Raw genomic sequence first — 21,415 nt, 5'->3', positions numbered from 1 at the left:
ATTTTTGATAGCCAGGAACAGTGATGACGCAAAAACCGGTAATGCACAGCGCCCACTGGGGCGCTTTTCATGCCCTGCAATCGGGCGACCAGCTCACTATCGAACCCTTTAATGGCGATCCCGATCCCAGCCCGCTGCTGCAAAATTTCCGCACCGCTTTGAATCATCCGGCTCGCGTCTCGCGTCCGATGGTGCGTCGTGGCTGGCTGGAAGAGGGCCCCGGTCCCGATCAGCGCCGGGGCAATGACGAATACGTTGCGGTTAGCTGGGAGCAGGCTTACGAATTAGTGGCGCGTGAATTGAAGCGCGTGGGCGACACTTATGGCCCAGAGGGCATTTTTGGCGGTTCTTATGGCTGGTCCAGCGCCGGACGTTTTCACCATGCGCAAAGCCAGGTACACCGATTCCTGAACACCACGCTGGGCGGCTATGTGCGTTCGGTAAACAGCTACAGTTCCGGCTCTGCTTCGGTGCTGCTGCCACATATCGTCGGCGACATGAACGAAATTGCGCGGCGCGGCGTGAGCTGGGAAGAGATTGCTCAGCACAGTGAAATCGTCATCGCCTTTGGTGGTCTGGCGCTGAAAAACTCGCAGGTGGCGAGCGGTGGATTAAGTGAACACACCGAGCGCGGTTTTATGCAGCAGGCTGCACAACGCGGCACACGTTTTATCTCAGTAAGCCCATTGAAAAGCGATCTACCCGACGAAGCTAAAGGGGAGTGGCTGGCCTTGCGTCCAGGCACCGATGCCGCCTTTATTCTCGGTGTTCTGTCCGTATTGATTGAAGAACAGCTAACGGATGAAGCCTTCCTGAGTCGCTATACCGTGGGTTGGCCGGAAATGGTCGCTTATATCCGTGGTGAAGAAGATGGCACGCGACGCGATGCCGCCTGGGCGGCAGAGATCTGCGGCGTCAGCGCGGCCTTTATCGCTGATTTTGCCCGTCACTTACCCGGTAAGCGTGTGCTGGTCACCGTTGCGCATGCGCTGCAACGTTCGGAGCACGGCGAACAACCGGTGTGGCTTGGGCTGGTACTGGCCGCGGCGCTGGGCCAACCGGGTTTACCGGGCGGCGGTTACACCTATGCGCTGGGCGCGTTGGGTCACTACGGTAAGCATCACAACCTGGTGAGTTTCCCGGCGTTACCGCAGGGCAAAAATGGCATCGATCGTCTGATCCCGGTGGCGCGCATCTCAGACATGTTGCTCAATCCCGGCAAACCGTTCGACTACAATGGTCGCCGCCTGACCTATCCGCATATTCGTCTGGCTTACTGGGCGGGCGGTAATCCGTTCCACCACCATCAGGATTTAGCGCGACTCCGTCAGGCATTTTGCCAGCTGGATACGCTGATTGTGCATGAGATTGCGTGGACGGCCAGTGCACGGCATGCCGATATCGTATTGCCCGCGACCATGACGCTGGAGCGAGAAGATATCGGCGGTGCGCCAACCGATCGCCATCTGTTTGCTATGCAGCCGGTCGCGCAACCGCACGGCGAAGCCAAAGACGATTACGCCATTTTTGCTGAGCTGGCGCGCAGGCTGGGACGTGAAGAGGCGTTTACCGAAGGTCGCGATACGCGTGGCTGGCTGAAACACCATTACGCGCAATTGCAGCAAAAGCTGGCAACGCATCAGGTCGAGATCCCCGATTTTGAACAATTCTGGCAGCAGGGCGTGCTGGAATTGCCGCAGCTCAAAGACGGTGGACGGATGATGAACGCCTTCCGTGCCGATCCGGATGCTGCACCACTGCCAACACCGAGCGGGAAAATCGAAATCTACTCGGCGACTATCGCCAGTTTCGATTATGAAAACTGCCCCGGACATCCGGTGTGGCGAGAGCCGCAGCAAAAGCCCGATGCCGACCATCCGTTCTGGCTTATCGCTAATCAGCCCGCGACGCGTTTGCACAGTCAGCTGGATTTCGGTGATTACAGCCTGAGTGGCAAACGTGATGGACGTGAGGTATGCAGCCTGAATCTGGATGATGCGGCATCGCTGGGCATTCAAGACGGCGAGATTATTGAGCTTTACAACCAGCGAGGTCACGTACTCGCCAGCGCGCGTGTAACCGACACGGTGATGCCGGGCGTGGTGCAGTTGCCAACGGGGGCCTGGTACGATCCCGTCGATCCCACCGCGCTGCGGCCGTTATGTCGCCATGGTAATCCCAATGTATTGACGCTGGATATTGGCACCTCGTCGTTGACTCAAGGCTGTAGTGGCCAAATCACCGTAGTGCAGGTGCGTAAATACACCGGGGAACTGACGCCGGTGCAGGCATTCATCCCGCCGCAAAGTTAGCATTACCTATGGGCGGCCGCATGGCCGCCCCAGAACATTAATCTTCTAACTGCAGCCACATTACGCGCAGACGATGCCCATCAGGATCGATAGCCGTGAAGGTGTAGCCAAAATCCATCTCGGTCGGTGACTGTACAATGGTGATCTCACGGAACGCGCCCCATTCGTTGTAGAGGAAATCGACGTCGGCTTTGTGCTGCACTTTAAAAGTGATTTCACCGTTGGCCGTAAAATGTTGCGTCTCCACTGGCGGTTGAACGGTGTATTTCGACCACAAACCCAGTTTGAATCCGTTCTCAAAAACAAACATCGCAAAAGTGGGCGTGACATTAATCGGCTTGATATCAAACAGCGATGCATAAAAGTCAGCGCTTTTGACGACGTTCGGTACATAAAGGATGGTCATATCAGCAGTAAACATGGTTTTTTCTCCTTGTGGGTTTACGGCTGCATAGTACGGGGCGGCTGTGACAGATTCTGTCAGTAGCGCCAGCCACGCTTGAAAGTGGGTCAGTTAAGAGTGGGCGAGGGTTTACACGGCAGTCGCTAATTCAATCTCTGAACCTGGCGTCGCCGGGAGTCAATCATTGACAAACCCTGTACGCTAATGGTTGTATTATACAACCAATTTGGCAAGGTACCGTAAATGACTACCGAACTTCAAAACATAAAAAACATCCGTGTGTCATCTCGTTTAATGGTGCGAGAACTGGGTTTTATGAACCAAAATCTGGCTGCAACGGATTATCCTCCCTCAGCCGTTCACGCCATGCTTGAAGTTGAACTTCATGGCTCAATGACAGCGGCTCAACTGGTGCAGATTTTAGGGCTGGAGAAGTCCAGCGTCAGCCGCATGCTCGCTAAACTCGTTGAAGCCGGAGAACTTGAAGAAAGTCCATGTTCAGAAGACGCGAGGACCAAGCGACTGAGCCTCACCGGGAAGGGTAAAGATACCGTGCAGAGCATCAATGCTTACGCTGACCAACGAGTAGCAGCAGCGCTCAGAAAACTCGATCCCTTGACTCAGGACGCTGTATCACAGGGCCTATCGTCATACGCCAGCGCGTTGAAAGCCTGTCGGGAAAACACCGCAGGGCAAGTGCAAAGTAACGTCAAGATAGTCTCGGGTTATCATGCAGGTATGATTGGTCGTATTACAGAAATGCATGGCAGCTTTTACGCCAGAGAGCATCACTTCGGCCATTTCTTTGAAGCGAAGGTGGCTGCCGGTCTGGCTGATTTTGCGTTGCGACTGGAAAAACCCTGTAATCAGATTTGGCTGGCAATGTTGAATGAACGCATTGTCGGGTCAGTTGCCATTGACGGTGAAGATCTGGGAAATAATGAGGCGCATCTGCGCTGGTTCATCCTTGACGACGGGTGTCGTGGTAGCGGATTGGGCAGAAAACTGATTTCAGAAGCGACGAGATTTTGTGATGAACAGAAATTCGCTTCAGTACAGTTATGGACGTTTAATCAACTTACCGCGGCCAGACGATTGTACGAATCATTCGGATTTGAATTGTCAAAAGAATGGGAGGGCGATCAGTGGGGAAGCCCCCTTACTGAGCAACAGTTCACCCGAAAAATCGTTTAGGCATGCTGGATTATCGACTCAGTTTTGGCAGGTTTTTTTCTGGGTGAGTTACCAGCGAATATCTCTTTGCCAAAATTACCGCTGTAGGACGTGCTCGCTTTAACAGCATCTGTCAGGAGCATTACGTGAACTTTTAGTCGCGCTCGCGCTCAATATCCTGATAATGCACGCAGGATTAATTATTTGAACGCGGTAAACGGAGAGATGAAATGGTCAATGACTACTTTGCACCACCCCCAATGGGCATGACGCCGGAACAACACAAGCGGACCATCGCTGTGGCGGCTGCTTTAGCTGTGGCGAAGGAATCCGTCAGTGCCTCTACCTCCGCCAGCGGTTCAAAAGCGTCATGGGATCTTCAGGCGGTGGCCAATGAGATCTCCAACCTGGCGGATGCGATTCAGGACGCGCTCGAGCCAGAAGACCAGATTTAACCGCAGGTGACTGCACACATGACGGCTGTTTTGGCCGTCTTGTGATTTTTTTTTAAAATATTTTCTCCAGCCTGCATCTAGTTACGCCCCTCCTTACGTATATCCCGTTGTGAGCAAATTCTTCGCTCCCCTACAACGAGGATTTATGATGAAAAAGTTAATCACCACTGCAGTCATCTCAGGCGCGTTAATGTTCACTGCCACCACCTTCGCAGCCATGAATTCTGATTCAGTCATGGTCGGCGGTGCCGCCATGTACCCGCAGAAAAACATCATTGAAAATGCCCTCAACTCTAAAGATCACACCACCTTAGTGGCCGCAGTCAAAGCGGCGGGATTAGTCGATACACTGCAAGGCAAAGGTCCCTTTACCGTGTTCGCGCCAACTAATGCCGCATTTGCGAAATTGCCTGCTGGCACCGTGGATAATCTGGTGAAACCGGAAAACAAAGCCAAATTGACCAGCATCCTGACTTACCATGTTGTGGCCGGCAAATACGATATGAAAGCGCTGGAAATGAAAATTAAACAAGGCGGCGGTCATGCGGAACTGAAAACCGTTAACGGTCAGCCTTTATGGATTATGAACAACGGTCCTCACAATATTCAGTTGAAGGATGGCATGGGCAATGTGGCCAATATCAGTACTTATGATGTGAATCAGAAAAACGGTGTGATCGACGTCATCGACACCGTCCTGATGCCTAAGTAATTGTCTATACTCGGAAGGTATTTCAATGCTTCCGGAAAAAACATGGATAACGTTTTGGCTCAACAGCAGGTGAAATTATTGCGGGCGATTGCGCAAGGCGATCGCCCTGCATTTGAACAACTGTATCGGCTCACTTCTCCGCATTTATTTGCACTTGCATTGCGCACCTTAAGGCAGCCAGCCTGGGCGGAAGAAGTGCTGCATGATTGCTTCCTCACCATCTGGAATCGAGCCGACAGCTATGATGCCGCACTCAGCGCGCCCATGACATGGATGACACATATTGTGCGTAACCGCTGCATCGACTGGTTGCGCAGTGGGCAGGCGCGAGAAGCGCTGGCGTCAGAGGAATACAGTGACAGTACTCAGGAAATGGATAGCGCTAATGCAGAACAGCCTTTCGATGATTCGCAGGCGGCCCGTTTACAACATTGCTTGCAGCATCTTAGCAGTGAGCAGCGCCAAAGCGTCACGCTGGCTTATTATCAGGGGATGTCACACAACGATATTGCGGCCTGGATGCAGCAACCGGTAGGGTCAGTGAAAAGTTGGATCCGTCGTGCGATGGAGCATCTTCGGGAGTGCGTGGGCTTATGAAACAGAATAATCAACATGATGACGCGCTCGCAGCCGAATATGCATTGGGAACACTGCGCGGCAATGCGCGCTTGCGTTTTGAAAGGCGGCTACAGCAGGAGCCTGAACTCGCCGCGAAAGTCGCCAATTGGCAGACGATGTTAACCGGGTTAGATACGCACTTGCGGCCTCAAACACCGCCTGAACGCGTCTGGAAAAAGATCACGTTAAGCCTGCCGGCTAAAACTCCGGTTAAACGCGCCAATCCTTACCTGGGTTGGCTGGTTGCTGCGGGTCTGGCGGCCATTACGCTGGTCTCTTATTACAACTATCGCCCGGAAGAATTCGCACCGCTGATTATTCTCGGTGATGCGCAGCAGCAGGGGCAGTGGGTGGTGAGCCGCAGTAGCGATAGCCGCTATCTGCAACTCGCGCCGCTGAAACCCGTTGCCATTGCGACAGCTAACAGTCTGCAGCTATGGCTGATCCCTGCCGGCAAACAGCCGGTTTCATTAGGGCTGCTGGCAAACAATTCAGCCACTCGGATCGAGATGGATCAAAAAACGCTGGCAGCAGGGACAACGATTGCGATCAGTCTTGAACCTCAAGGCGGTTCGCCAACGGGGTTGCCAACGGGGCCGGTTTTGTACAGTGGCTTACTCTAGCGCGGCCTCTACTTTTTTGCTGGCGAGAACATCGCCAGTTTTGGGCAGCTCACCTGTTCAATATGCTGGTGGTAGCCAGAGTGATCCTTCTTCTTTAGGGCATCAGCGGCGTTCACAATCGCATCGTGATTCTCTGAGCTATTCAGAAACACCTGCTTAATGCGTTCATTCGGTATCTCTTGCGCCAGATGGCAGTGGTCGCGCAGATCGGTGATGATCTGCTGTTCTCGTAACGCGTAAGACAGGTTGCTGTAGGGGGATTTCGCCACTGCAATAAATGAAACCATGACCAGCAATGAGCAAGAGCCAATTTTCCAGAACATAGTGCCTCCGTTGAGGGTGCTGAGGCTTTAGCAGTGTGCTAAAGCTGCGGCGATGCTATGTATTGAAGCGTGGTCGATGATCAGTGGTTTCGAAAGTTTTTTTCATGGTTATCAGAGATCGCGCAAAACAAAATGAAATACTGCTCGTTGTGGGGTTCAAACATCATGCCTCACGATAGCCATTCTGTTCCCGTAACTGGTGGTAATCCTTCCAGCGCTTAAGTAATTGAAAACGCGTCCCGGGATAAACCTCGTCACTTGCCTGAATTTCTTCAATACGGTCAACCCGGAAGTTGCGAAAATCCTGGCGCAACTCACACCAGCCGCACAGTAAGCGTACGCGATCGAAATAGCCCAGCACCACCGGCCAAATTACCCGGGTTGAAGTGGCCTCTTTGAGATCTTTGTATCGTAAGATGATCTTGTTGCGCGTATGGATTGCCTTACGAATTTCAGGCAGATGGGTCTCAAACAGCACTTCACCGCGCGTGGCAACCAGCAGCGATTGATGATCGAGCGCGTGGGATAAATGTTCCGGCAACACGGCGTGGATTTTTGCCAGCGCGTGTTGTGCGGCGGATTTCAATTCAGCATCAGTGTGGCGGCTGACCCAGTCAAGGCCCAACGCCAGCGCATCAATCTCATGACGGGAAAACATCAAGGGCGGTAAGTGACCGTCAGATTTCAGCAAATACCCCAGTCCGGCGCTGCCCTCGATTTCCACGCCTTGCTGCTGCAGGCAGATGATGTCGCGATAGACGGTACGCACGCTTATGCTGAGTTGCTCCGCAAGATGCTGCGCAGTCACCGGATAGCGGTGACAACGTAACAATTGCACAAGCTCCATCAGTCGCTGGGTTTTGGTCATGGTGTGTGCCTAAGCTAAGAGTCTGGCAGTCAGGAGCGGTCCAGCCGCACGCACCAGAGTTGACTCCAGCGCAAGTGCGGCGACCTGTAGTTTAATACGGCACTCGTCATCCCGATAGACGCAACTTCGTCTGTAATGTGGTGAACTAAAAGCGCTGCAACTGACGTGATATTAAACGCGTAATAACTGCTGCAGCACCGCCAGATCAGCGGTTGTCTGCAATGCGCTGCTTTGCTGCACCTGTTGCCATCGCTCGCCTGATTCCTGACGCAGTGCCAGACGCAATTTACCTTCAACGTCCACGCTATCGGCTAGCGATTGCTGACGGGTGCGTCGCTGTTGCAGCCGAGTGCCATCGCGCAAGGTAAGAGTGACCAGATGAAAACGTAATGCGGGATTAATGGCATCTGGCGGTGCGGTGTCGTCAGGTACTCGTCTTACTTTGGCTGCCAGTGGCATCACAGCACGGTTAAGATCGCCTTCCGCAAAATCTTCCAGCCGCAGATCGTTATAGATCAGCATTGCGGCAATCACGTATTCCAGACTGAAACGCGCTTCAATCCCATTGGTGGGCGATGTGACGGAAGCGGCAATATCGCCCCCAGGCGGGAAAGCTACGCTGATATCGGTGATGTTATCCAGCAGCGCTTCCAGCGAATTGCCGCTGGCTAACCAGCCATCACGCAGAATGCGCGCGGCTTCCGCTGCGCTATGCGTTCCGGCGCAGGTCGGGAAGGGTTTGTACTCCAGACCCGGCATCACGATGCGCCACGGCTCACCCCAATGCTCGACCAATTTTTCAGGTTGAGCTGCGCCGTTGCTGCTGGCCGCAAGGAAAGCCTCAACCACACCATCCTGTTTGCCATCGAAACCGGCCAGCGTCAGCTGGGCTGCAGTAACCGCACGTTCCGCCGCTAAACCCGCGTGGAGCGGTTTGACAGCGGAACCGAACTGCGCACGCAGCCCGCTGGCCTGGGTGGTGGCGATGCCGAGCATGTTGGCCGTTGCGCCGACATCCAGTTTTAATAGACGAGCCAGCGCGGCGGCGGCGGCCAGGGTGCCCAGCGTCGCGGTATTGTGATGACCTAACGCATAATGCTGCTGGCTGGCGGCCAACCCTAGTCGTCCGGCCACTTCCACACCGATGGCGTAAGCATCAAGGAAATCATCGATTTCCGCAGACTGTTGCTGTTGCCAGGCAAACAGCGCGGGCAAAATCACCACGCTGGGATGACCGCGAAAATCAGCGTGGAAATCATCGTAATCCAGCGCGTGAGCGGCGTAACCGAGCAGCAGCGCCTGCGATCGCGGACTACCATCGCCATAAACGGTTCGTAGTGCCGGCAAGCCGCTATCCGGCACCTGACCTTGCAGCACCGGCCAGCTGACGGCGAGAAAATCTTTTACTCCTTCACGCGCCGCTTCACGTGCAGCGGCATCGGGTTGGCTATGGACGATAAGCTCAGCGAGGGCGGCAGTGATACTCATTGCGGCGCCACACTGTTCAGTGCCGCGACGGCGAGATTGGCCAGGTAACGTGAGGTCGGCAGCAGCACGTCATCGTTAATACGAAATGCCGGATGATGCAGCGCATAAGGTTCACCGGTGCCAATCATCATAAAGGCCCCCGGCAACTGCTGTTGATAAAAGGCAAAATCTTCACCAATCGGGCTGGCTTCGACCACGCGCGCTTCAAAGCCGCTGGCGGTTGCCTGCTGCAGGGCGAAATCAGCCCAGTGTGCATCATTCACCACCGACGGTGGACCTGCGTGCCAGTTGAACTCAACGCTGGCAGCAAAGGCCGCGCCAATGCCTTGCACGATCTCGCGGAAACGCTGCTCCAGTCGCTCTCGCGTCTCCTGCGAGAACGAACGCACCGTGCCTTCCAGCCAGGCGCTATCCGGAATGACGTTCCAGGTGCTGCCACTGTGAATCTGGGTAATTGAGACCACCGCATTGTCGCCGGAAGGTGCATTACGGCTGATCAGCGTTTGCGCGGCAGAAACGATTTGCGCGGCGATCACAATCGGATCGTTGCCCTGATGCGGCTTCGCAGCGTGGCTACCGGTGCCGATAATTTTGATATCAAAGCGGTCGACGGCGGCGGTCAGTGGGCCGGCTTTGCTGCCAATCACGCCCGGTGGTAATGAAGGATCGTTATGAATGCCGAAAATAGTTATCGCATCCTGCAGTGCGCCGGTAGCAATCACATCCGGCGCTCCCTGGCCGGTCTCTTCGGCGGCCTGGAACAGAATACGCACGCGGCCCGCTAAGCTCGCTTCCTGCTGTTTCAGCAATATCGCCGCACCTAAGGCTGCGGAACTGTGGAAGTCGTGGCCGCACGCGTGCATCACGCCCGGACGCTCTGAACGGAAGGTCACATCAGACTGCTCTTCAATCGGCAGTGCATCAATATCGGAACGCAGCACGATCAGTGGCCCATTTTCGGGGCCAACTTCCGCCACTAATCCGGTTTTCAGCGGCAGATCCAACACACGGATTTGGTGCTTTTCAAGTTGCTGGCGAATACGCGCGGTGGTTTCAAACTCTTCATTAGAGAGTTCAGGAAAACGGTGTAACTCATGGCGGAAGGCAATCAAATGCTGGCCCAGTGCGCTCTCATCAAAACTCATGCTTTGCTTCCTTGTTGTGTGGCCTGACGTGTCATCCACGCATCATGCGCGCTGTCATCCAGCACTTTCTTCATATATTGGGTGATGTGGCCTTTGCCGAGATCGGTGGTGTGCATCAGCTGGAAGCCGCGCTTTTTATACATCTCGATCAGCCACGGATGGCTGGTGGCGGTACCCAGTGATACCGCTGGCGCCCGCAGTTTACCCAGCAGGATCTCTTGTTCCAGCCGATCCTGTACCTGACGGCCATACTGTTTACCGGGATAGTCGGGATGGGCACCGAACCAGCCAATATGCGGCAGGCCAAACGGCCCAGGCAGCGGTCCCCATGGATAGCGCACGGTGACCGAGGAAACCATCACGCCTTGTGCGTAAAGTGCATAAACGCCGTGATTTTGCAGGTGGCGCAGCGTCTTTTCACGGTCTGCGGTGGCGGCATCAAATTTGATGCCCAGTGCCAGCGTTGGCGCATAGGCGGCGTGCATCAGCGCCTGATAGGTTTCAACCTCATCTTCTCTGACCTGACGAAATTCAAGTGACATAACTATCCCCGGAAAAACCGCCTGGAAGCGGTAAATTGAATGCAGATTGAGCAGCGCATAGCGGTTGAAACAGCGCAATTTAAAGCGCTAATTCAAAATACCCAGCGTGCTAAGCAACTCAGAATATCAGTAATGCCTTGTGCTTCTATATGTGAAAAATGACTAAGCTAATGCGAATTTGTGAAAATGAAATGGCGGCTTTTCCATTGCTTATATCGCGATTTACCGTAGTATGCATAAATTACATAGCGCTATAACTATTTCGCATTAACCCCATGAAATAAAATAACTTTTCTCGTTATAGCCTTATTCTTAATCAGGGTGACGACGTGTTAGCGATCAAATCTCCGCGTGCTTATGCACATGAAGCTGGCCTGCGTAAGCGTGCTGGTGAATTTATCAAACCTTATGCCACACATATCCGCATTTTCACTTCTCCCAATGCCTGGCAAGCGGTTAACCCGGAATTAAGCCAGAGTTTAGAAGCCAACGGTATCCGCTGGGAGTTGGAGTATCTGCACGGTGAATGCACCGATGCCGTGATCGAAGCGCTGAAAACCAATGTTGAGCAACAGCAAGCCGAGCTGCTGTTTGCCGTGGGCGGTGGCCGCGTGCTGGATGCTGCCAAAGCGGTGGGTAGCCAGTTACCGGATCTGAAGGTGATTAACTTCGCTACTTTGGCGGCGACCTGCGCTGCGTGGTCACCGGTTGCCATCATTTATAACGAGCAGGGCGGCCACGTGCGCAGCCAGCCGCTGGGGAAAATGCCGGAGCTGGTGCTGGTGGACAGTGAAGTGATCGCCCGCAGCGATGTGCGCTATCTCAAAGCGGGTATCGTTGATGCGCTCGCGAAGTACTACGAATTTGCCCCTTACCTGCGCAGTAACCCGCACGATCTGGCGCTCGATCTCAAAGTGATGACGGCGCAACGAGCGCTGGATGTTTATCGCCAACTGGGTGAAGCCGCCGTCAGCGCCAATGAAAAACAGCAGGTCACGCCGGAGCTGGTGAAAGTTATCGATGCCAACATCGTCCTGGCGGGTCTGGCGAACAGCGTGCGCGATCAACTGCCCACCCCCGGTTTTGCCCATGCCATTCATAACCGTCTGACGCACCAGCCTGAGCTGCATCATTGGCTGCACGGTGAAAAAATCGGTTACAGCTTGTTGGTGCAATCACTGATTGAACACGATGGCGTGCCGGATGCGGAACTGCTGGCGTTGCTGCGTCAGTACGCGATGCCACTGACGCTGGCGCCGTTGACCGGCGAGCGCGCGGCGGCGATACGCACGATTGCGGAACAAATTAAATTCCCGGCGGCCAGCGCTGAACGTCTGCCGTTCCGCATTCATGCGGATGCGTTAGAACAGGCGCTGCTGGCAACCGAAAACCGTTTCTAACTTTTACTCTTTTATAGACCAGGACAACTTCATGGCTACTGCACAAACTCAACGCATCCGCTTAGGACTCTTTGTACAACCGGTTGGACAACACGTCAGCGGCTGGCGTCTGACCGAGAAACTCGGCGATCCTACCGACATTGACTGGTTGATCACCATCGCGAAAAAAGCCGAAGCGGGTAAATTCGATCTGTTCTTCGTCGGTGATGCGTTAGCCACCAGCATGTACCGTTTGCCTTCGACCATGGCGCGCCTTGAGCCGCTGACCATGCTGTCGGCGCTGGCGGTGAACACCAAACGCATTGGTCTGGCGGCCACCGCGTCCACCACCTTTAGCGATCCATTCACCATGGCGCGCAGCTTCTCGTCGCTGGATCACATCAGCCGTGGTCGCGCAGCGTGGAACGTGGTGACGTCGTTCTCCACCGACGTGGCGCGTAACTTTAGCCGCAGCGATATGCCAAACCACGCCGAGCGCTATGCACGTGCACGTGAGTTCCTCGAAGTGACCAACAAGCTGTGGGAAGGTTGGGAAGCGGGGGCGGTACAACCGAACAAAGAGACCGGTGAATACTTCGTTAATGACAAAATTAAGTCGATTGATCATGACGGCGAGCACTTCCAGGTGCAGGGTCCGCTGAACATCACGCGTTCTCCGCAGGGACGTCCGGTGATCATCGAAGCGGGTTCATCAGCAGACGGTCAAAAACTGGCGGCCGAAACCGCCGAAGTGATCTTCACCGCTGCCGCCAGCCTGGAAGAAGCGCAAACCTTCTACCGCTCGCAGAAAGATCAGGTGATTGCCGCCGGGCGTAATCCGGATCATGTGGTGATCATGCCGGGCGTGATGCCGATTGTTGGACGCACGCGTGAAGAAGCCAAAGCGCTGTGGAAAGAGCTGAACACGCTAGTGGATATCGAAAACGGTCTGCGTCAGTTGTCGCTGCGTTTCAGCATGGATCTGAGCCAGTATCCACTCGACGGCCCCGTGCCAGAAGTGCCACTGGGTGAAGGCAACCAGAGCCGCGTCAAGCTGATGACGGATATGGCGAAGCGTGAAAACCTGACCTTGCGTGAACTGGCCGCCGTGGCTGCGGGATCGCGTGGTCACCGCGTGATTGTCGGCACTGCAGAAGATATCGCCGATGACTTTGAGCTGTGGCTGAAAGAGGGCGGAGCCGATGGCTTCAACATCATGCCTGCCATCATGTCAGAGCAGCTGGATCTGTTCGTTGAGCTGGTGATCCCGGAACTGCGTCGCCGTGGCTTGTTCCGCGATGATTACGAATTCGCCACGCTGCGCGAGAACCTCGGTCTGCCAACGCTGTAACCCTACAGGAGCTGAACATGGTCACCTTATCGAAGCGTGTGCAGTCCGTGTCGCTCTCTGCCAATGCGGCGGCGCGTCAGTTGACGCGCCAGCTGAAAGAGCAGGGCGTGGATATTCTGGATCTCACTACCGGTGAGCCGGATTTTGATACGCCACAGCACATCCGCGATGCTGCCGTTGAAGCCATGAATAATGGCGAGACGCGCTATACGCCGACCAATGGCACCACGCCGCTGCGTAAAGCGGTGCAGGCCAAACTGGCACGTGAAAATCAGCTGGATTATGCGTTGGGGCAGATTTGTATCGCCAACGGGGCGAAGCAGATCATCTTCAACGCCTTCGCCGCCACCTTGAATGACGGCGATGAGGTGATTGTGCCGGTGCCGTACTGGCCGACGTTCCCCGATAGCGTTCGTTTTAACGGTGGCGACGCGGTGCTGCTGGAGTGCCCGCTGGAGCAAGAGTACAAGCTGCAGCCGCAGCAGCTGGCGCAAGCGATCACCGACAAAACCCGCTGGCTGGTGCTGAATAATCCCGGCAATCCATCCGGTGCGGTGTATAACGCAGCAGAATTAACTGCACTGGCGGCGGTGCTACGTGACCATCCCAACGTATGGATCATGCTGGATGAACTGTATGAACACATTCTGTTTGATGGACGTGAACACGTTAGCCTGTTGCAGGTAGCGCCAGATTTAGCCGATCGCATTCTGCTGGTGGGGGGCGTGTCGAAAACCTATGCCATGACCGGCTGGCGCATCGGCTTTGGTGCCGGTCCGCAAGCGCTGATTGATGCCATGGTGGTGGTGCAGTCGCAGAACAGTTCTGGTGCCAGCGCCATCAGTCAGGCGGCAGCGGTAGCGGCGCTGAACGGCGGCCTGGATTTCCTGCCACCGCAACGTGCGGCCTATCAGGCGCGTCGCGATGCGATTATGGCGCAGCTAAGCCCGGTTGAAGGCATTGAGGTGCTGAATCCCGAAGGGGCGTTCTTTATCTTCTGTCGCTGTGCTGGCCTGTTGGGCAAATCGCGTGCTGATGGACGTACGCTGGAAAGCGAACAGGATGTGCTGAATTATCTGCTGGAGAGCGGCGTATCCGGCGTAGCGGGCAGTGCCTATGGCTTGTCACCGTATTTCCGTTTGTCGATTGCCACGGATATTGAAAGCGTGCGCGAAGCCGGAAAACGCATTGCGGCAGCCTGTGCAGTGTTGAAATAGGGATTTAATCGGTCGCCAGGAATGGCGACCCTACAATATCCATGCGGATCGTTTAAATCAGAAACTCATCCATCGAACCGCCCGCATCTAATACGGATTTGATCGGTGAAGGCGTACGACCCTGGCCAGTCCAGAATTTTTCCTGACCGTTTTCGTCGGTGAACTTATATTTCGCCGGACGTGGAGCGCGTTTCGCTTTCGGTTTGGTTTCGCTCTGGTTTAATTTCGTTAATTCACTAATATCGATGCCATCATTCAGCAGCATCTCTTTATACAGCGCCAGTTTTTCTTCTTTTTCGCGCTGAGCGGCATTATTCGCTTCCGCTTCTTCACGGCGTTCTGCAACCACCACGGCGAACTTTTCCAGCATTTCGTCTAATACCGCAATCTCAACATCACGCGCATGGGCGCGCAGTGTACGAAGATTGTTCAATGCTTTGAGTGCATCGCTCATGAATAAACCCTTATAACTTTTATAACGAAGATGAAAGGGGGCATTCTACGTTAATTTTAATCAAATGAAAATATTACCCATAATGCAGAATTGTCCGGAAAATAAGCTTTCAGCAGAGTGGTGTCAATATCGAACAATAAGACATAAAGCAGATATTTCACTCAAGCCAGTCGAGGGTGTAGCCGCGGAAAATAGCGGCTACAAGGGGATAAATATATTCTATAGACTGCGATAAAACGGGAAGCAACCGGTGATCAGTGCGACCACTAATAATACAATTGAGGTGATAAACGACCAACGCAGCGTGAACCGTTGTGTCTGTGCATAATCCAGTTTCAGCATGCCGACCAATAAATAGGTCGAGGCAACCAGTGGGCTGAGAATATGAACCGGTTGACCGACCAGGGCGGCGCGAGCCATTTCAATCGGTTCGATACCGTAATGTCCGGCAGCCTGCACCAGCACGGGCAGCATGCCGAAATAGAACACGTCGTTCGATACCATCCAGGTCACGGGAATACTGATCAAGGCAGTAATCACCGCCAGATAAGGGCCGAGTGCAGCGGGAATAGTCTGCACAATCGCCTGTGCCAGGGCGTTCGCCATACCGGTTTCAGCAAAAATGCCGGTAAACACCGCCGCAGCGAAAATCAATCCAGCTACGGCAAGGATGGCGGGCGCATGGCGGCCGATCTGCTCCTGCTGTTGGCTCAGTTGCGGATAATTGACAACGAACATGATGGCGGTGGCCAGCATAAACAGATACGCCATGGGCATGACATCCAGCACCAGGAAGGTCATCAATGCAATGGTCAGCGCCCAGTTAAACCAGAAACGCCAGGCCACGCAGAGTTTCTCTTCAAACTGCAGCACGGCAGGTTCCACCGGGACATGCGGCTGGAAACCCAGACGTTTGCGTTCACTTCTGCCGAGCATCACCGCCAGGATAAAAGTCCATGCCACGCAGGCCAGCAGCGGAATCAGCAGCGGGACAAACAGAGCAGAGACGTCAGTCTGAACGGCGGCGGCCGCACGCGCCGTGGGTCCACCCCACGGAAACATATTGCCCAGCCCGGTGCACTGTAATAGCAGAGCGGCAACGCTGAGCTTTGATAATCCAATGCGTTCATATATCGGCATAAACGCGGAAAGTACGATCATATATACGGTCGCGCCATCACCATCCAGGGCAACAATAAAGCCAAGCAGTGCGGTGCCGACAAATATTTTCACCGGATCGCCATCGACTGCGGAAACGATTCTTTTAATAATCGGATCAAACATCCCGGCATCCGTTACGCTCATAAAATAGATCATCGCGAATATCAACATGACGCCAGTGGGCGCAACGGTACGCAATCCTTTGATCACCATGGCACCCATATCCGTGCCATGGCCAGATAACAGTGCGAATAGCGTAGGGATAAGGATTAATGCAGTCAGAGCGGAAAGCTTTTTGCTCATTAATAAGCCAATAAAGCAGATTATCATAAGCAGACTGATGATCAGCAGCATGACGAGGGTTCCTGTCCAGAGGGATAGAGCACGTTTGTGGGTAGCAAACGCAACGTGTTCGGAATAAATAAAAAACAGCGAATGATTATTTATTGTTCAAATTAACCTTCTGCAACCTCGTCTATCTGGCAATATTATCCAGCGTTTTTTTCGGCAGGCACAAGGTTAGGTATACGCAAAAGTTGTGCGTAACCTCTTAGTTTTAATAAATTTAAAATAGCGAGCGGTGATGATTTATCTGGGTGTTATTTCCTCCTGTTTATCAATAAAGAGATCGTTGAATAAGCGCGGCGTGACTACCGCGCTAAATAGCTTTAATCGGCACGTTATGGCTTATTGATGATCCCGCGGCGAAGGCTTAATCGGTAACGGCAGACGGTAAAGCTTCACCGGATATTCAACGGTTGACGGTTTGCCGCCGGTGGTCGCAGGCGTGCGATTGATCTGTCCGGACGGCATCCACAGTGCGCCGTCAGATACCCACATCGCGTCAATCCACACCAGGCGGGGATCCTGCACCACGGTGGTGACTTTGCCATCGGGCGCGATGCGCTTAATGCTGCGGGTATTGATATCCGACGCATAGATATTGCCTTCGGCATCGATGGCTGTTCCGCCGGTGCTCCAGGTTTCGCGTACTTTCTCCGCATGCTTCGCCACTTCTGCAGCCGATAGGGCACTATCGTTCAGATAACGGGTTTCAATGCGAGCCAGCGGCCCCGGGATCGCCTGGTAATAGAGCCATTTGCCATCCGGCGAAACTTCCAGCTGATCGAGACCCACGCGTTTTTCACGGCCATCGCGCAGAATCAACTTCTTGCCATCTGCATAAATCGGCTGATGATCAATCGAGAGAGGGTGGTTATCCAGCACCCGCCAGCTTTTGCCGCTTTTCAGGTTCAGCACCACTAATCCCACCGCACCCGGATCGGTGATATAGGCAAAATCGCCATTAAAACGCACATCATCCAGATAGCTGGTGGGTTGCAGCGTCGGTGCCTTGAACACATAGCTATTCAACACTTTGCCAGTGGCCAGACTAATGTGGACCAGCTTAGCGCCACCGGGCACGGCCTGATCGCCAGTACCAATTCCTTTATTGCCCGAATCCATCACCCACAGATTGCCATCCGGGCCGATACGCAACGCATTCACGTGGTAGAAATGATGCTCCGGATCGTTAGCGTTCCACTGGTTCCAGCTCTCATCGGGAAAGGCTTTCAGCTGATTATTGATCACTTCCGCCAGCTGCAAACCCGCACCTTCCGATTGCGTTAACGAGGCGAACAGGCGGTTGTCATGACTCACGGTAATGCCATTCCACACGCGTGGCGAGGTGGCGACCTGCTCCAGACGACTGTCCTGTTGCGTCGGTAACGTCACGGGCAGCGTGTCTTGTGCCAAAACCTGTGCGCTGCTGGCCAAAGCGATCATCGCGACCAGTGTTTTCAGTGAATGTTTCATCCTTTACTCCCTTGTTAAGCGCCACAAGGTGACGCGAACAGCGTGTTGCTCTGTTGTTAATGTCATTCCATCCTGGCAGCGTAGAGTGATAAATTATATTCTCTGAATTTTATCAATTGATTCCTGGTGGGAATGAATGGAACTGAAAGATCTGCATTATCTGCTGGCGGTGAAGGAAACAGGACATCTGGGTAAAGCGGCGCAATCCCTTGGTATCACTCAGCCCGCCTTAACCAAATGTCTGCAACGTCTGGAGAAGTTTTACGCCACACGGTTAATTCTCAAGGTGGGGCGTGGGATGCAACTCACCGAAGCGGGACTACTACTTTGTGAACGTGCTCAAAAAGTCGTGCACATGATGCAGGTCACCCGGCAGGATTTACAGGCGCTGGGTGCGGGAACGGCGGGCGTGATCCGGTTAGGCGTGGCGGCCACGGCAGCGGAATTTATGCTACCGGTACTGAGTAAGGACTTATTGCACAAAGCTCCCACCGCCAGACTCGAAGTGACGGTCGGGATGAATGATTTGCTGCAAAAGCTGCTGCGTGAGAACAAAGTCGATTTGATTCTGGGTTTTCTGCCGCAGGGGAACAGCGAGTTTATTACCCGGCCGCTTGTTGAGGATCCGGTGGTGATTGCCGCCAGCCGTCACCATCCGCTGGCGAATATTCATCCGACGCCTGAACAGCTTGATGAATATAACTGGTTGTTACCTTCCGATAACGTCGCGACGCGTCAGTGGCTGGAACAACGCTTGCGCAGCGGTGGCTATGCGGCGCCGCGCGCGCAAATGGAAAGTAATACGCTGTCCCCGCTGCGCGCCGTGCTGGCGCAAACCCAGTTGTTGAGTTTTCTTTCCCGCCGCTTATTAAAAGGTGAGGGCGGTGAGTTGATTGAAATTCCACTGCCGCTGGTCATGATGCCGCGTACCTTTGGCTGGCAATTCCGCTCACTCAGTGAGCTTTCACCCGCTTCACGTCTTCTGGTGGATTTGGCGGAAAAACGCTGGCCCTGGTGATCCCCGGAATACCCTCAGGACAAGAACCTGTGATTTTTCACAGGTTTGCTCTATTAACGTGCGTGATAATTACCGAAAATAACTCCCCTTTATTATTAATCATTGAAGAATAAGGAAATATCCAAAAGTAAAATTGCCGGATAACCGGTAACAATTTCTTGCAATAGTAATCTTAATGCGTATATTTCTCATTTGCTTTCTTAACGGCATCTTTACGGTCGTTCTGTTTGCGCCAGGAGGGCGCAGTCGGGAAATACCTCATCCTGATATTCCTTTTCAGCACGTTATTTATGGCTGGATCTAACAGACGTCAGCAGCTATGCCGCCAACACAAAATAACGATAAGTTGATTGAGGAATATTATGTCTTTCAAAGAAAAGCGCGTCAGGGAATCTGGCCGTGCGCCGCAACGTGCCTTGCGTGTCTCTCTGCTGGCAATGATGGTGGCGTCAGGCATTGCCCAGGCCGCTGATAGCACCAAAACAGAACAAACCCTGACCGTGGATGCCAGCGCCAGCAGCGATGCGCAAGAGCAGGCCGCAAAAGATTACAGCGTTCCGGTCACTCGTGCCGGCACCAAAATGGCATTGACCGCGCGTGATATTCCGCAATCGGTCAGCATTGTCAGCAAGCAGCGTATGCAAGATCAGCAGCTGCAATCCCTGAATGACGTCCTGTCGAATACCACCGGTATCAAAGGCGTCAGCGGCGACATGGATCGCACGAACTATTATTCGCGCGGTTTTATCATCGATAACTACATGATCGACGGCATTCCAACGGCGTTTGCTTCGCGCTGGAACCTCGGCGATGCCCAAACCGATATGGCGCTGTATGAGCGCGTTGAAGTAGTGCGTGGTGCAACGGGCCTGCTGACTGGCCCAGGTAACCCGTCTGCTGCGATTAACATGGTGCGTAAGCACGCCGACAGCAAAGAGTTCACCGGGAATCTGGAAGCGAGCTACGGTAGCTGGGACAAACAGCGCTATGTCGCCGACCTTTCTGCACCATTGTCGCCTGAAGGCAACGTGCGTGGCCGCGTAGTGGCGGGTTACGAAGATAAAAACAGCTTTATCGAGCGTTATGGCTTCGAGAAGAAATTCATCTACGGTGTGGTGGATGCTGACCTGACCGATAAAACCAAGCTGTCTGTGGGCTATGAGTTCACGCAGGTGAATACCGACTCGCCGATGTGGGGTGGTTCACCGCGTTGGTATACCGATGGTTCACAGGTGAAATTGCGTCGCGGTTATAACACCTCAACGGATTGGGCGTATAACGACAAAGAAAACAAAAAAGTCTTTATTAACCTGCAGCAGAACTTCGATAACGGCTGGAACATCACGCTTAACGGCACGCATAATGAAATGTTCCTCGACAGTAAGCAGTTGTATATCGACGGCTATGTGAATAAAGATACTGGTCTGCTGGTTAACCAGTACGACCCTTCCTACAACTATGATGCGGTAGGCGGGACGGGTTATAACACCGGTAAACGCAAAGTGGATTCCGTCGATGCGTTTGCCAGTGGTCCATACGAAATGTTTGGCCGTCAGCATGAGTTGATGTTCGGTGTGAACTACAGCCGTCAGGACAACAAGTATTACAGCGCCTGGACCAACATTTCACCTGACCAGTTGGGTAATTTCTACGACTACAATGGGAACTATCCTGAGTCCGACTGGAACCCTCGTACTCCAGCGTCTGATACGCAACTGGTGCGTCAGAAATCGGCCTACCTTGCCACTCGCATTACGTTAGCCGATCCGCTGCATGCCATTTTAGGCGCACGTTACACCAACTGGAATCGCCAAGGTTTAACCACCCGGCAGGAAGAAAACAACATCACGCCATACGGTGGTTTGATCTGGGACTTCTATGATAACTGGTCAGCCTACGCCAGTTACACTTCCGTATTCCAGCCGCAGGATAGCCAGGATGCCTCCGGCCAATTCCTGAATCCTGTCATCGGTAAAAACTACGAAGCGGGTGTGAAATCTGACTGGCTGAACAGCCGTCTGACCACCTCGGTGTCGGTATTCCGTACAGAACTGGATAACGCGCCAGTGAGCACCGGAACGTACACGGCTTCAGGCAACGAAATCTTTGAAGGTAAGAATGGCGTGGTGAGCCGTGGCGTCGAGTTCGAAGTGAACGGTGCACTGACGGATAACTGGCAGATGACTTTCGGCGGCACCACTTATGTAGCCGAAGATCGTGAGGGTGAGAACTACAACTCACAGCTGCCTCGCACCTCGTTCAACCTGTTCACCAGCTATCGTTTACCGATGCTGGATCAGCTGACGCTGGGTGGTGGAGTCAACTGGCAGTCGAAGACCTACAAAGATATTACCG

The 21,415-nt window shown here is 53.7% G+C and carries 20 protein-coding genes; 11 read left to right on the top strand and 9 right to left on the bottom strand.

Annotated elements, in window-relative coordinates; all coding sequences use genetic code 11:
- Positions 1-23 precede the first annotated feature (23 nt).
- Positions 24-2,312 (top strand): molybdopterin-dependent oxidoreductase, encoded by a 2,289-nt coding sequence (locus tag H7A81_RS02530; protein ID WP_182056633.1) that lies wholly within the window; start codon positions 24-26, stop codon positions 2,310-2,312.
- Between the two features lie 37 nt (positions 2,313-2,349).
- Here H7A81_RS02530 and H7A81_RS02525 read toward each other — a convergent pair whose 3' ends face one another.
- On the bottom strand, positions 2,350-2,733 hold the full coding sequence (locus tag H7A81_RS02525) for a VOC family protein (RefSeq protein ID WP_182056632.1): 384 nt from the start codon (positions 2,731-2,733) through the stop codon (positions 2,350-2,352).
- 225 nt (positions 2,734-2,958) lie between these two features.
- On the opposite strand from H7A81_RS02525, the gene H7A81_RS02520 reads away from it, so the two are divergent.
- The 5 genes from H7A81_RS02520 to H7A81_RS02500 all read left to right on the top strand — a co-directional run bounded on the left by H7A81_RS02520 (position 2,959) and on the right by H7A81_RS02500 (position 6,296).
- Complete coding sequence (locus H7A81_RS02520; protein WP_182056631.1) at positions 2,959-3,909, top strand: bifunctional helix-turn-helix transcriptional regulator/GNAT family N-acetyltransferase; 951 nt, start codon at positions 2,959-2,961, stop codon at positions 3,907-3,909.
- Positions 3,910-4,118: 209 nt separating this feature from the next.
- On the top strand, positions 4,119-4,343 hold the full coding sequence (locus tag H7A81_RS02515) for a hypothetical protein (protein ID WP_100704068.1): 225 nt from the start codon (positions 4,119-4,121) through the stop codon (positions 4,341-4,343).
- Positions 4,344-4,491: 148 nt separating this feature from the next.
- Positions 4,492-5,055, top strand: a complete 564-nt coding sequence (locus H7A81_RS02510) for a fasciclin domain-containing protein (RefSeq protein WP_182056630.1) — start codon at positions 4,492-4,494, stop codon at positions 5,053-5,055.
- 42 nt (positions 5,056-5,097) lie between these two features.
- Positions 5,098-5,652, top strand: a complete 555-nt coding sequence (locus H7A81_RS02505; protein ID WP_182056629.1) for an RNA polymerase sigma factor — start codon at positions 5,098-5,100, stop codon at positions 5,650-5,652.
- Positions 5,649-6,296: an anti-sigma factor domain-containing protein gene (locus H7A81_RS02500; RefSeq protein WP_182056628.1), complete on the top strand. Its 648-nt coding sequence runs from the start codon at positions 5,649-5,651 to the stop codon at positions 6,294-6,296. Before H7A81_RS02505 ends, H7A81_RS02500 begins: the two co-directional genes overlap by 4 nt.
- A gap of 8 nt (positions 6,297-6,304) precedes the next feature.
- Here H7A81_RS02500 and H7A81_RS02495 read toward each other — a convergent pair whose 3' ends face one another.
- The 5 genes from H7A81_RS02495 to H7A81_RS02475 all read right to left on the bottom strand — a co-directional run bounded on the left by H7A81_RS02495 (position 6,305) and on the right by H7A81_RS02475 (position 10,662).
- The gene (locus H7A81_RS02495; protein WP_255478869.1) at positions 6,305-6,619 is read right to left on the bottom strand and encodes a YicS family protein; all 315 of its coding nucleotides are present in this window, start codon (positions 6,617-6,619) and stop codon (positions 6,305-6,307) included.
- A gap of 163 nt (positions 6,620-6,782) precedes the next feature.
- Positions 6,783-7,487: a YafY family protein gene (locus H7A81_RS02490; RefSeq protein WP_182056627.1), complete on the bottom strand. Its 705-nt coding sequence runs from the start codon at positions 7,485-7,487 to the stop codon at positions 6,783-6,785.
- A gap of 171 nt (positions 7,488-7,658) precedes the next feature.
- Entirely contained in the window at positions 7,659-8,975 is a 1,317-nt protein-coding gene (locus H7A81_RS02485; RefSeq protein WP_182056626.1) for an MmgE/PrpD family protein, read from the bottom strand.
- Positions 8,972-10,120, bottom strand: a complete 1,149-nt coding sequence (locus H7A81_RS02480) for an amidohydrolase (protein WP_182056625.1) — start codon at positions 10,118-10,120, stop codon at positions 8,972-8,974. The genes H7A81_RS02485 and H7A81_RS02480 overlap by 4 nt, the downstream gene beginning before the upstream one ends.
- The gene (locus H7A81_RS02475) at positions 10,117-10,662 is read right to left on the bottom strand and encodes a GNAT family N-acetyltransferase (RefSeq protein ID WP_166934208.1); all 546 of its coding nucleotides are present in this window, start codon (positions 10,660-10,662) and stop codon (positions 10,117-10,119) included. The genes H7A81_RS02480 and H7A81_RS02475 overlap by 4 nt, the downstream gene beginning before the upstream one ends.
- Positions 10,663-10,991: 329 nt before the next feature.
- Here H7A81_RS02475 and H7A81_RS02470 point away from each other — a divergent pair, with 329 nt between their 5' ends.
- From H7A81_RS02470 to H7A81_RS02460, 3 genes are read left to right on the top strand one after another with little or no spacing between them, the layout of a single operon-like run.
- The gene (locus H7A81_RS02470) at positions 10,992-12,062 is read left to right on the top strand and encodes an iron-containing alcohol dehydrogenase family protein (RefSeq protein ID WP_182056624.1); all 1,071 of its coding nucleotides are present in this window, start codon (positions 10,992-10,994) and stop codon (positions 12,060-12,062) included.
- A gap of 31 nt (positions 12,063-12,093) precedes the next feature.
- Positions 12,094-13,392: an LLM class flavin-dependent oxidoreductase gene (locus H7A81_RS02465; RefSeq protein WP_182056623.1), complete on the top strand. Its 1,299-nt coding sequence runs from the start codon at positions 12,094-12,096 to the stop codon at positions 13,390-13,392.
- A gap of 17 nt (positions 13,393-13,409) precedes the next feature.
- Positions 13,410-14,609, top strand: a complete 1,200-nt coding sequence (locus H7A81_RS02460) for an aminotransferase class I/II-fold pyridoxal phosphate-dependent enzyme (RefSeq protein ID WP_182056622.1) — start codon at positions 13,410-13,412, stop codon at positions 14,607-14,609.
- A gap of 52 nt (positions 14,610-14,661) precedes the next feature.
- Here H7A81_RS02460 and H7A81_RS02455 read toward each other — a convergent pair whose 3' ends face one another.
- The 3 genes from H7A81_RS02455 to H7A81_RS02445 all read right to left on the bottom strand — a co-directional run bounded on the left by H7A81_RS02455 (position 14,662) and on the right by H7A81_RS02445 (position 18,042).
- A complete protein-coding gene (locus H7A81_RS02455) occupies positions 14,662-15,063 on the bottom strand; it encodes an H-NS family nucleoid-associated regulatory protein (RefSeq protein ID WP_097117820.1) in 402 nt (133 codons plus the stop codon).
- A 219-nt stretch (positions 15,064-15,282) separates the two neighbouring features.
- Positions 15,283-16,578 (bottom strand): CitMHS family transporter, encoded by a 1,296-nt coding sequence (locus H7A81_RS02450; RefSeq protein ID WP_182056621.1) that lies wholly within the window; start codon positions 16,576-16,578, stop codon positions 15,283-15,285.
- A 333-nt stretch (positions 16,579-16,911) separates the two neighbouring features.
- The gene (locus H7A81_RS02445) at positions 16,912-18,042 is read right to left on the bottom strand and encodes an L-dopachrome tautomerase-related protein (RefSeq protein WP_182056620.1); all 1,131 of its coding nucleotides are present in this window, start codon (positions 18,040-18,042) and stop codon (positions 16,912-16,914) included.
- A gap of 136 nt (positions 18,043-18,178) precedes the next feature.
- Between H7A81_RS02445 and H7A81_RS02440 the strand changes: the two genes are divergently transcribed.
- Positions 18,179-19,060, top strand: a complete 882-nt coding sequence (locus tag H7A81_RS02440) for a LysR family transcriptional regulator (RefSeq protein ID WP_182056619.1) — start codon at positions 18,179-18,181, stop codon at positions 19,058-19,060.
- 362 nt (positions 19,061-19,422) lie between these two features.
- Positions 19,423-21,415: ferric-rhodotorulic acid/ferric-coprogen receptor FhuE (gene fhuE / locus H7A81_RS02435; RefSeq protein ID WP_182056618.1), on the top strand; the 1,993-nt coding region annotated here is incomplete at its 3' end.

The sequence above is a fragment of the Pantoea sp. ME81 genome, from assembly GCF_903970985.1.
GTDB classification, from domain to species: Bacteria; Pseudomonadota; Gammaproteobacteria; order Enterobacterales; family Enterobacteriaceae; genus Pantoea; species Pantoea communis.
The sequence above is the reverse complement of the archived record's forward strand: the minus strand, read 5'-3'. Positions and strand labels throughout refer to the sequence as shown.

Coding starts and splice junctions, on each gene's coding strand:
- H7A81_RS02530 (WP_182056633.1), top strand. CDS start 24: ATGACGCAAAAACCGGTAATGCACAGCGCCCACTGGGGCGCTTTTCAT.
- H7A81_RS02525 (WP_182056632.1), bottom strand. CDS start 2,733: ATGTTTACTGCTGATATGACCATCCTTTATGTACCGAACGTCGTCAAA.
- H7A81_RS02520 (WP_182056631.1), top strand. CDS start 2,959: ATGACTACCGAACTTCAAAACATAAAAAACATCCGTGTGTCATCTCGT.
- H7A81_RS02515 (WP_100704068.1), top strand. CDS start 4,119: ATGGTCAATGACTACTTTGCACCACCCCCAATGGGCATGACGCCGGAA.
- H7A81_RS02510 (WP_182056630.1), top strand. CDS start 4,492: ATGAAAAAGTTAATCACCACTGCAGTCATCTCAGGCGCGTTAATGTTC.
- H7A81_RS02505 (WP_182056629.1), top strand. CDS start 5,098: ATGGATAACGTTTTGGCTCAACAGCAGGTGAAATTATTGCGGGCGATT.
- H7A81_RS02500 (WP_182056628.1), top strand. CDS start 5,649: ATGAAACAGAATAATCAACATGATGACGCGCTCGCAGCCGAATATGCA.
- H7A81_RS02495 (WP_255478869.1), bottom strand. CDS start 6,619: ATGTTCTGGAAAATTGGCTCTTGCTCATTGCTGGTCATGGTTTCATTT.
- H7A81_RS02490 (WP_182056627.1), bottom strand. CDS start 7,487: ATGACCAAAACCCAGCGACTGATGGAGCTTGTGCAATTGTTACGTTGT.
- H7A81_RS02485 (WP_182056626.1), bottom strand. CDS start 8,975: ATGAGTATCACTGCCGCCCTCGCTGAGCTTATCGTCCATAGCCAACCC.
- H7A81_RS02480 (WP_182056625.1), bottom strand. CDS start 10,120: ATGAGTTTTGATGAGAGCGCACTGGGCCAGCATTTGATTGCCTTCCGC.
- H7A81_RS02475 (WP_166934208.1), bottom strand. CDS start 10,662: ATGTCACTTGAATTTCGTCAGGTCAGAGAAGATGAGGTTGAAACCTAT.
- H7A81_RS02465 (WP_182056623.1), top strand. CDS start 12,094: ATGGCTACTGCACAAACTCAACGCATCCGCTTAGGACTCTTTGTACAA.
- H7A81_RS02460 (WP_182056622.1), top strand. CDS start 13,410: ATGGTCACCTTATCGAAGCGTGTGCAGTCCGTGTCGCTCTCTGCCAAT.
- H7A81_RS02455 (WP_097117820.1), bottom strand. CDS start 15,063: ATGAGCGATGCACTCAAAGCATTGAACAATCTTCGTACACTGCGCGCC.
- H7A81_RS02450 (WP_182056621.1), bottom strand. CDS start 16,578: ATGCTGCTGATCATCAGTCTGCTTATGATAATCTGCTTTATTGGCTTA.
- H7A81_RS02445 (WP_182056620.1), bottom strand. CDS start 18,042: ATGAAACATTCACTGAAAACACTGGTCGCGATGATCGCTTTGGCCAGC.
- H7A81_RS02440 (WP_182056619.1), top strand. CDS start 18,179: ATGGAACTGAAAGATCTGCATTATCTGCTGGCGGTGAAGGAAACAGGA.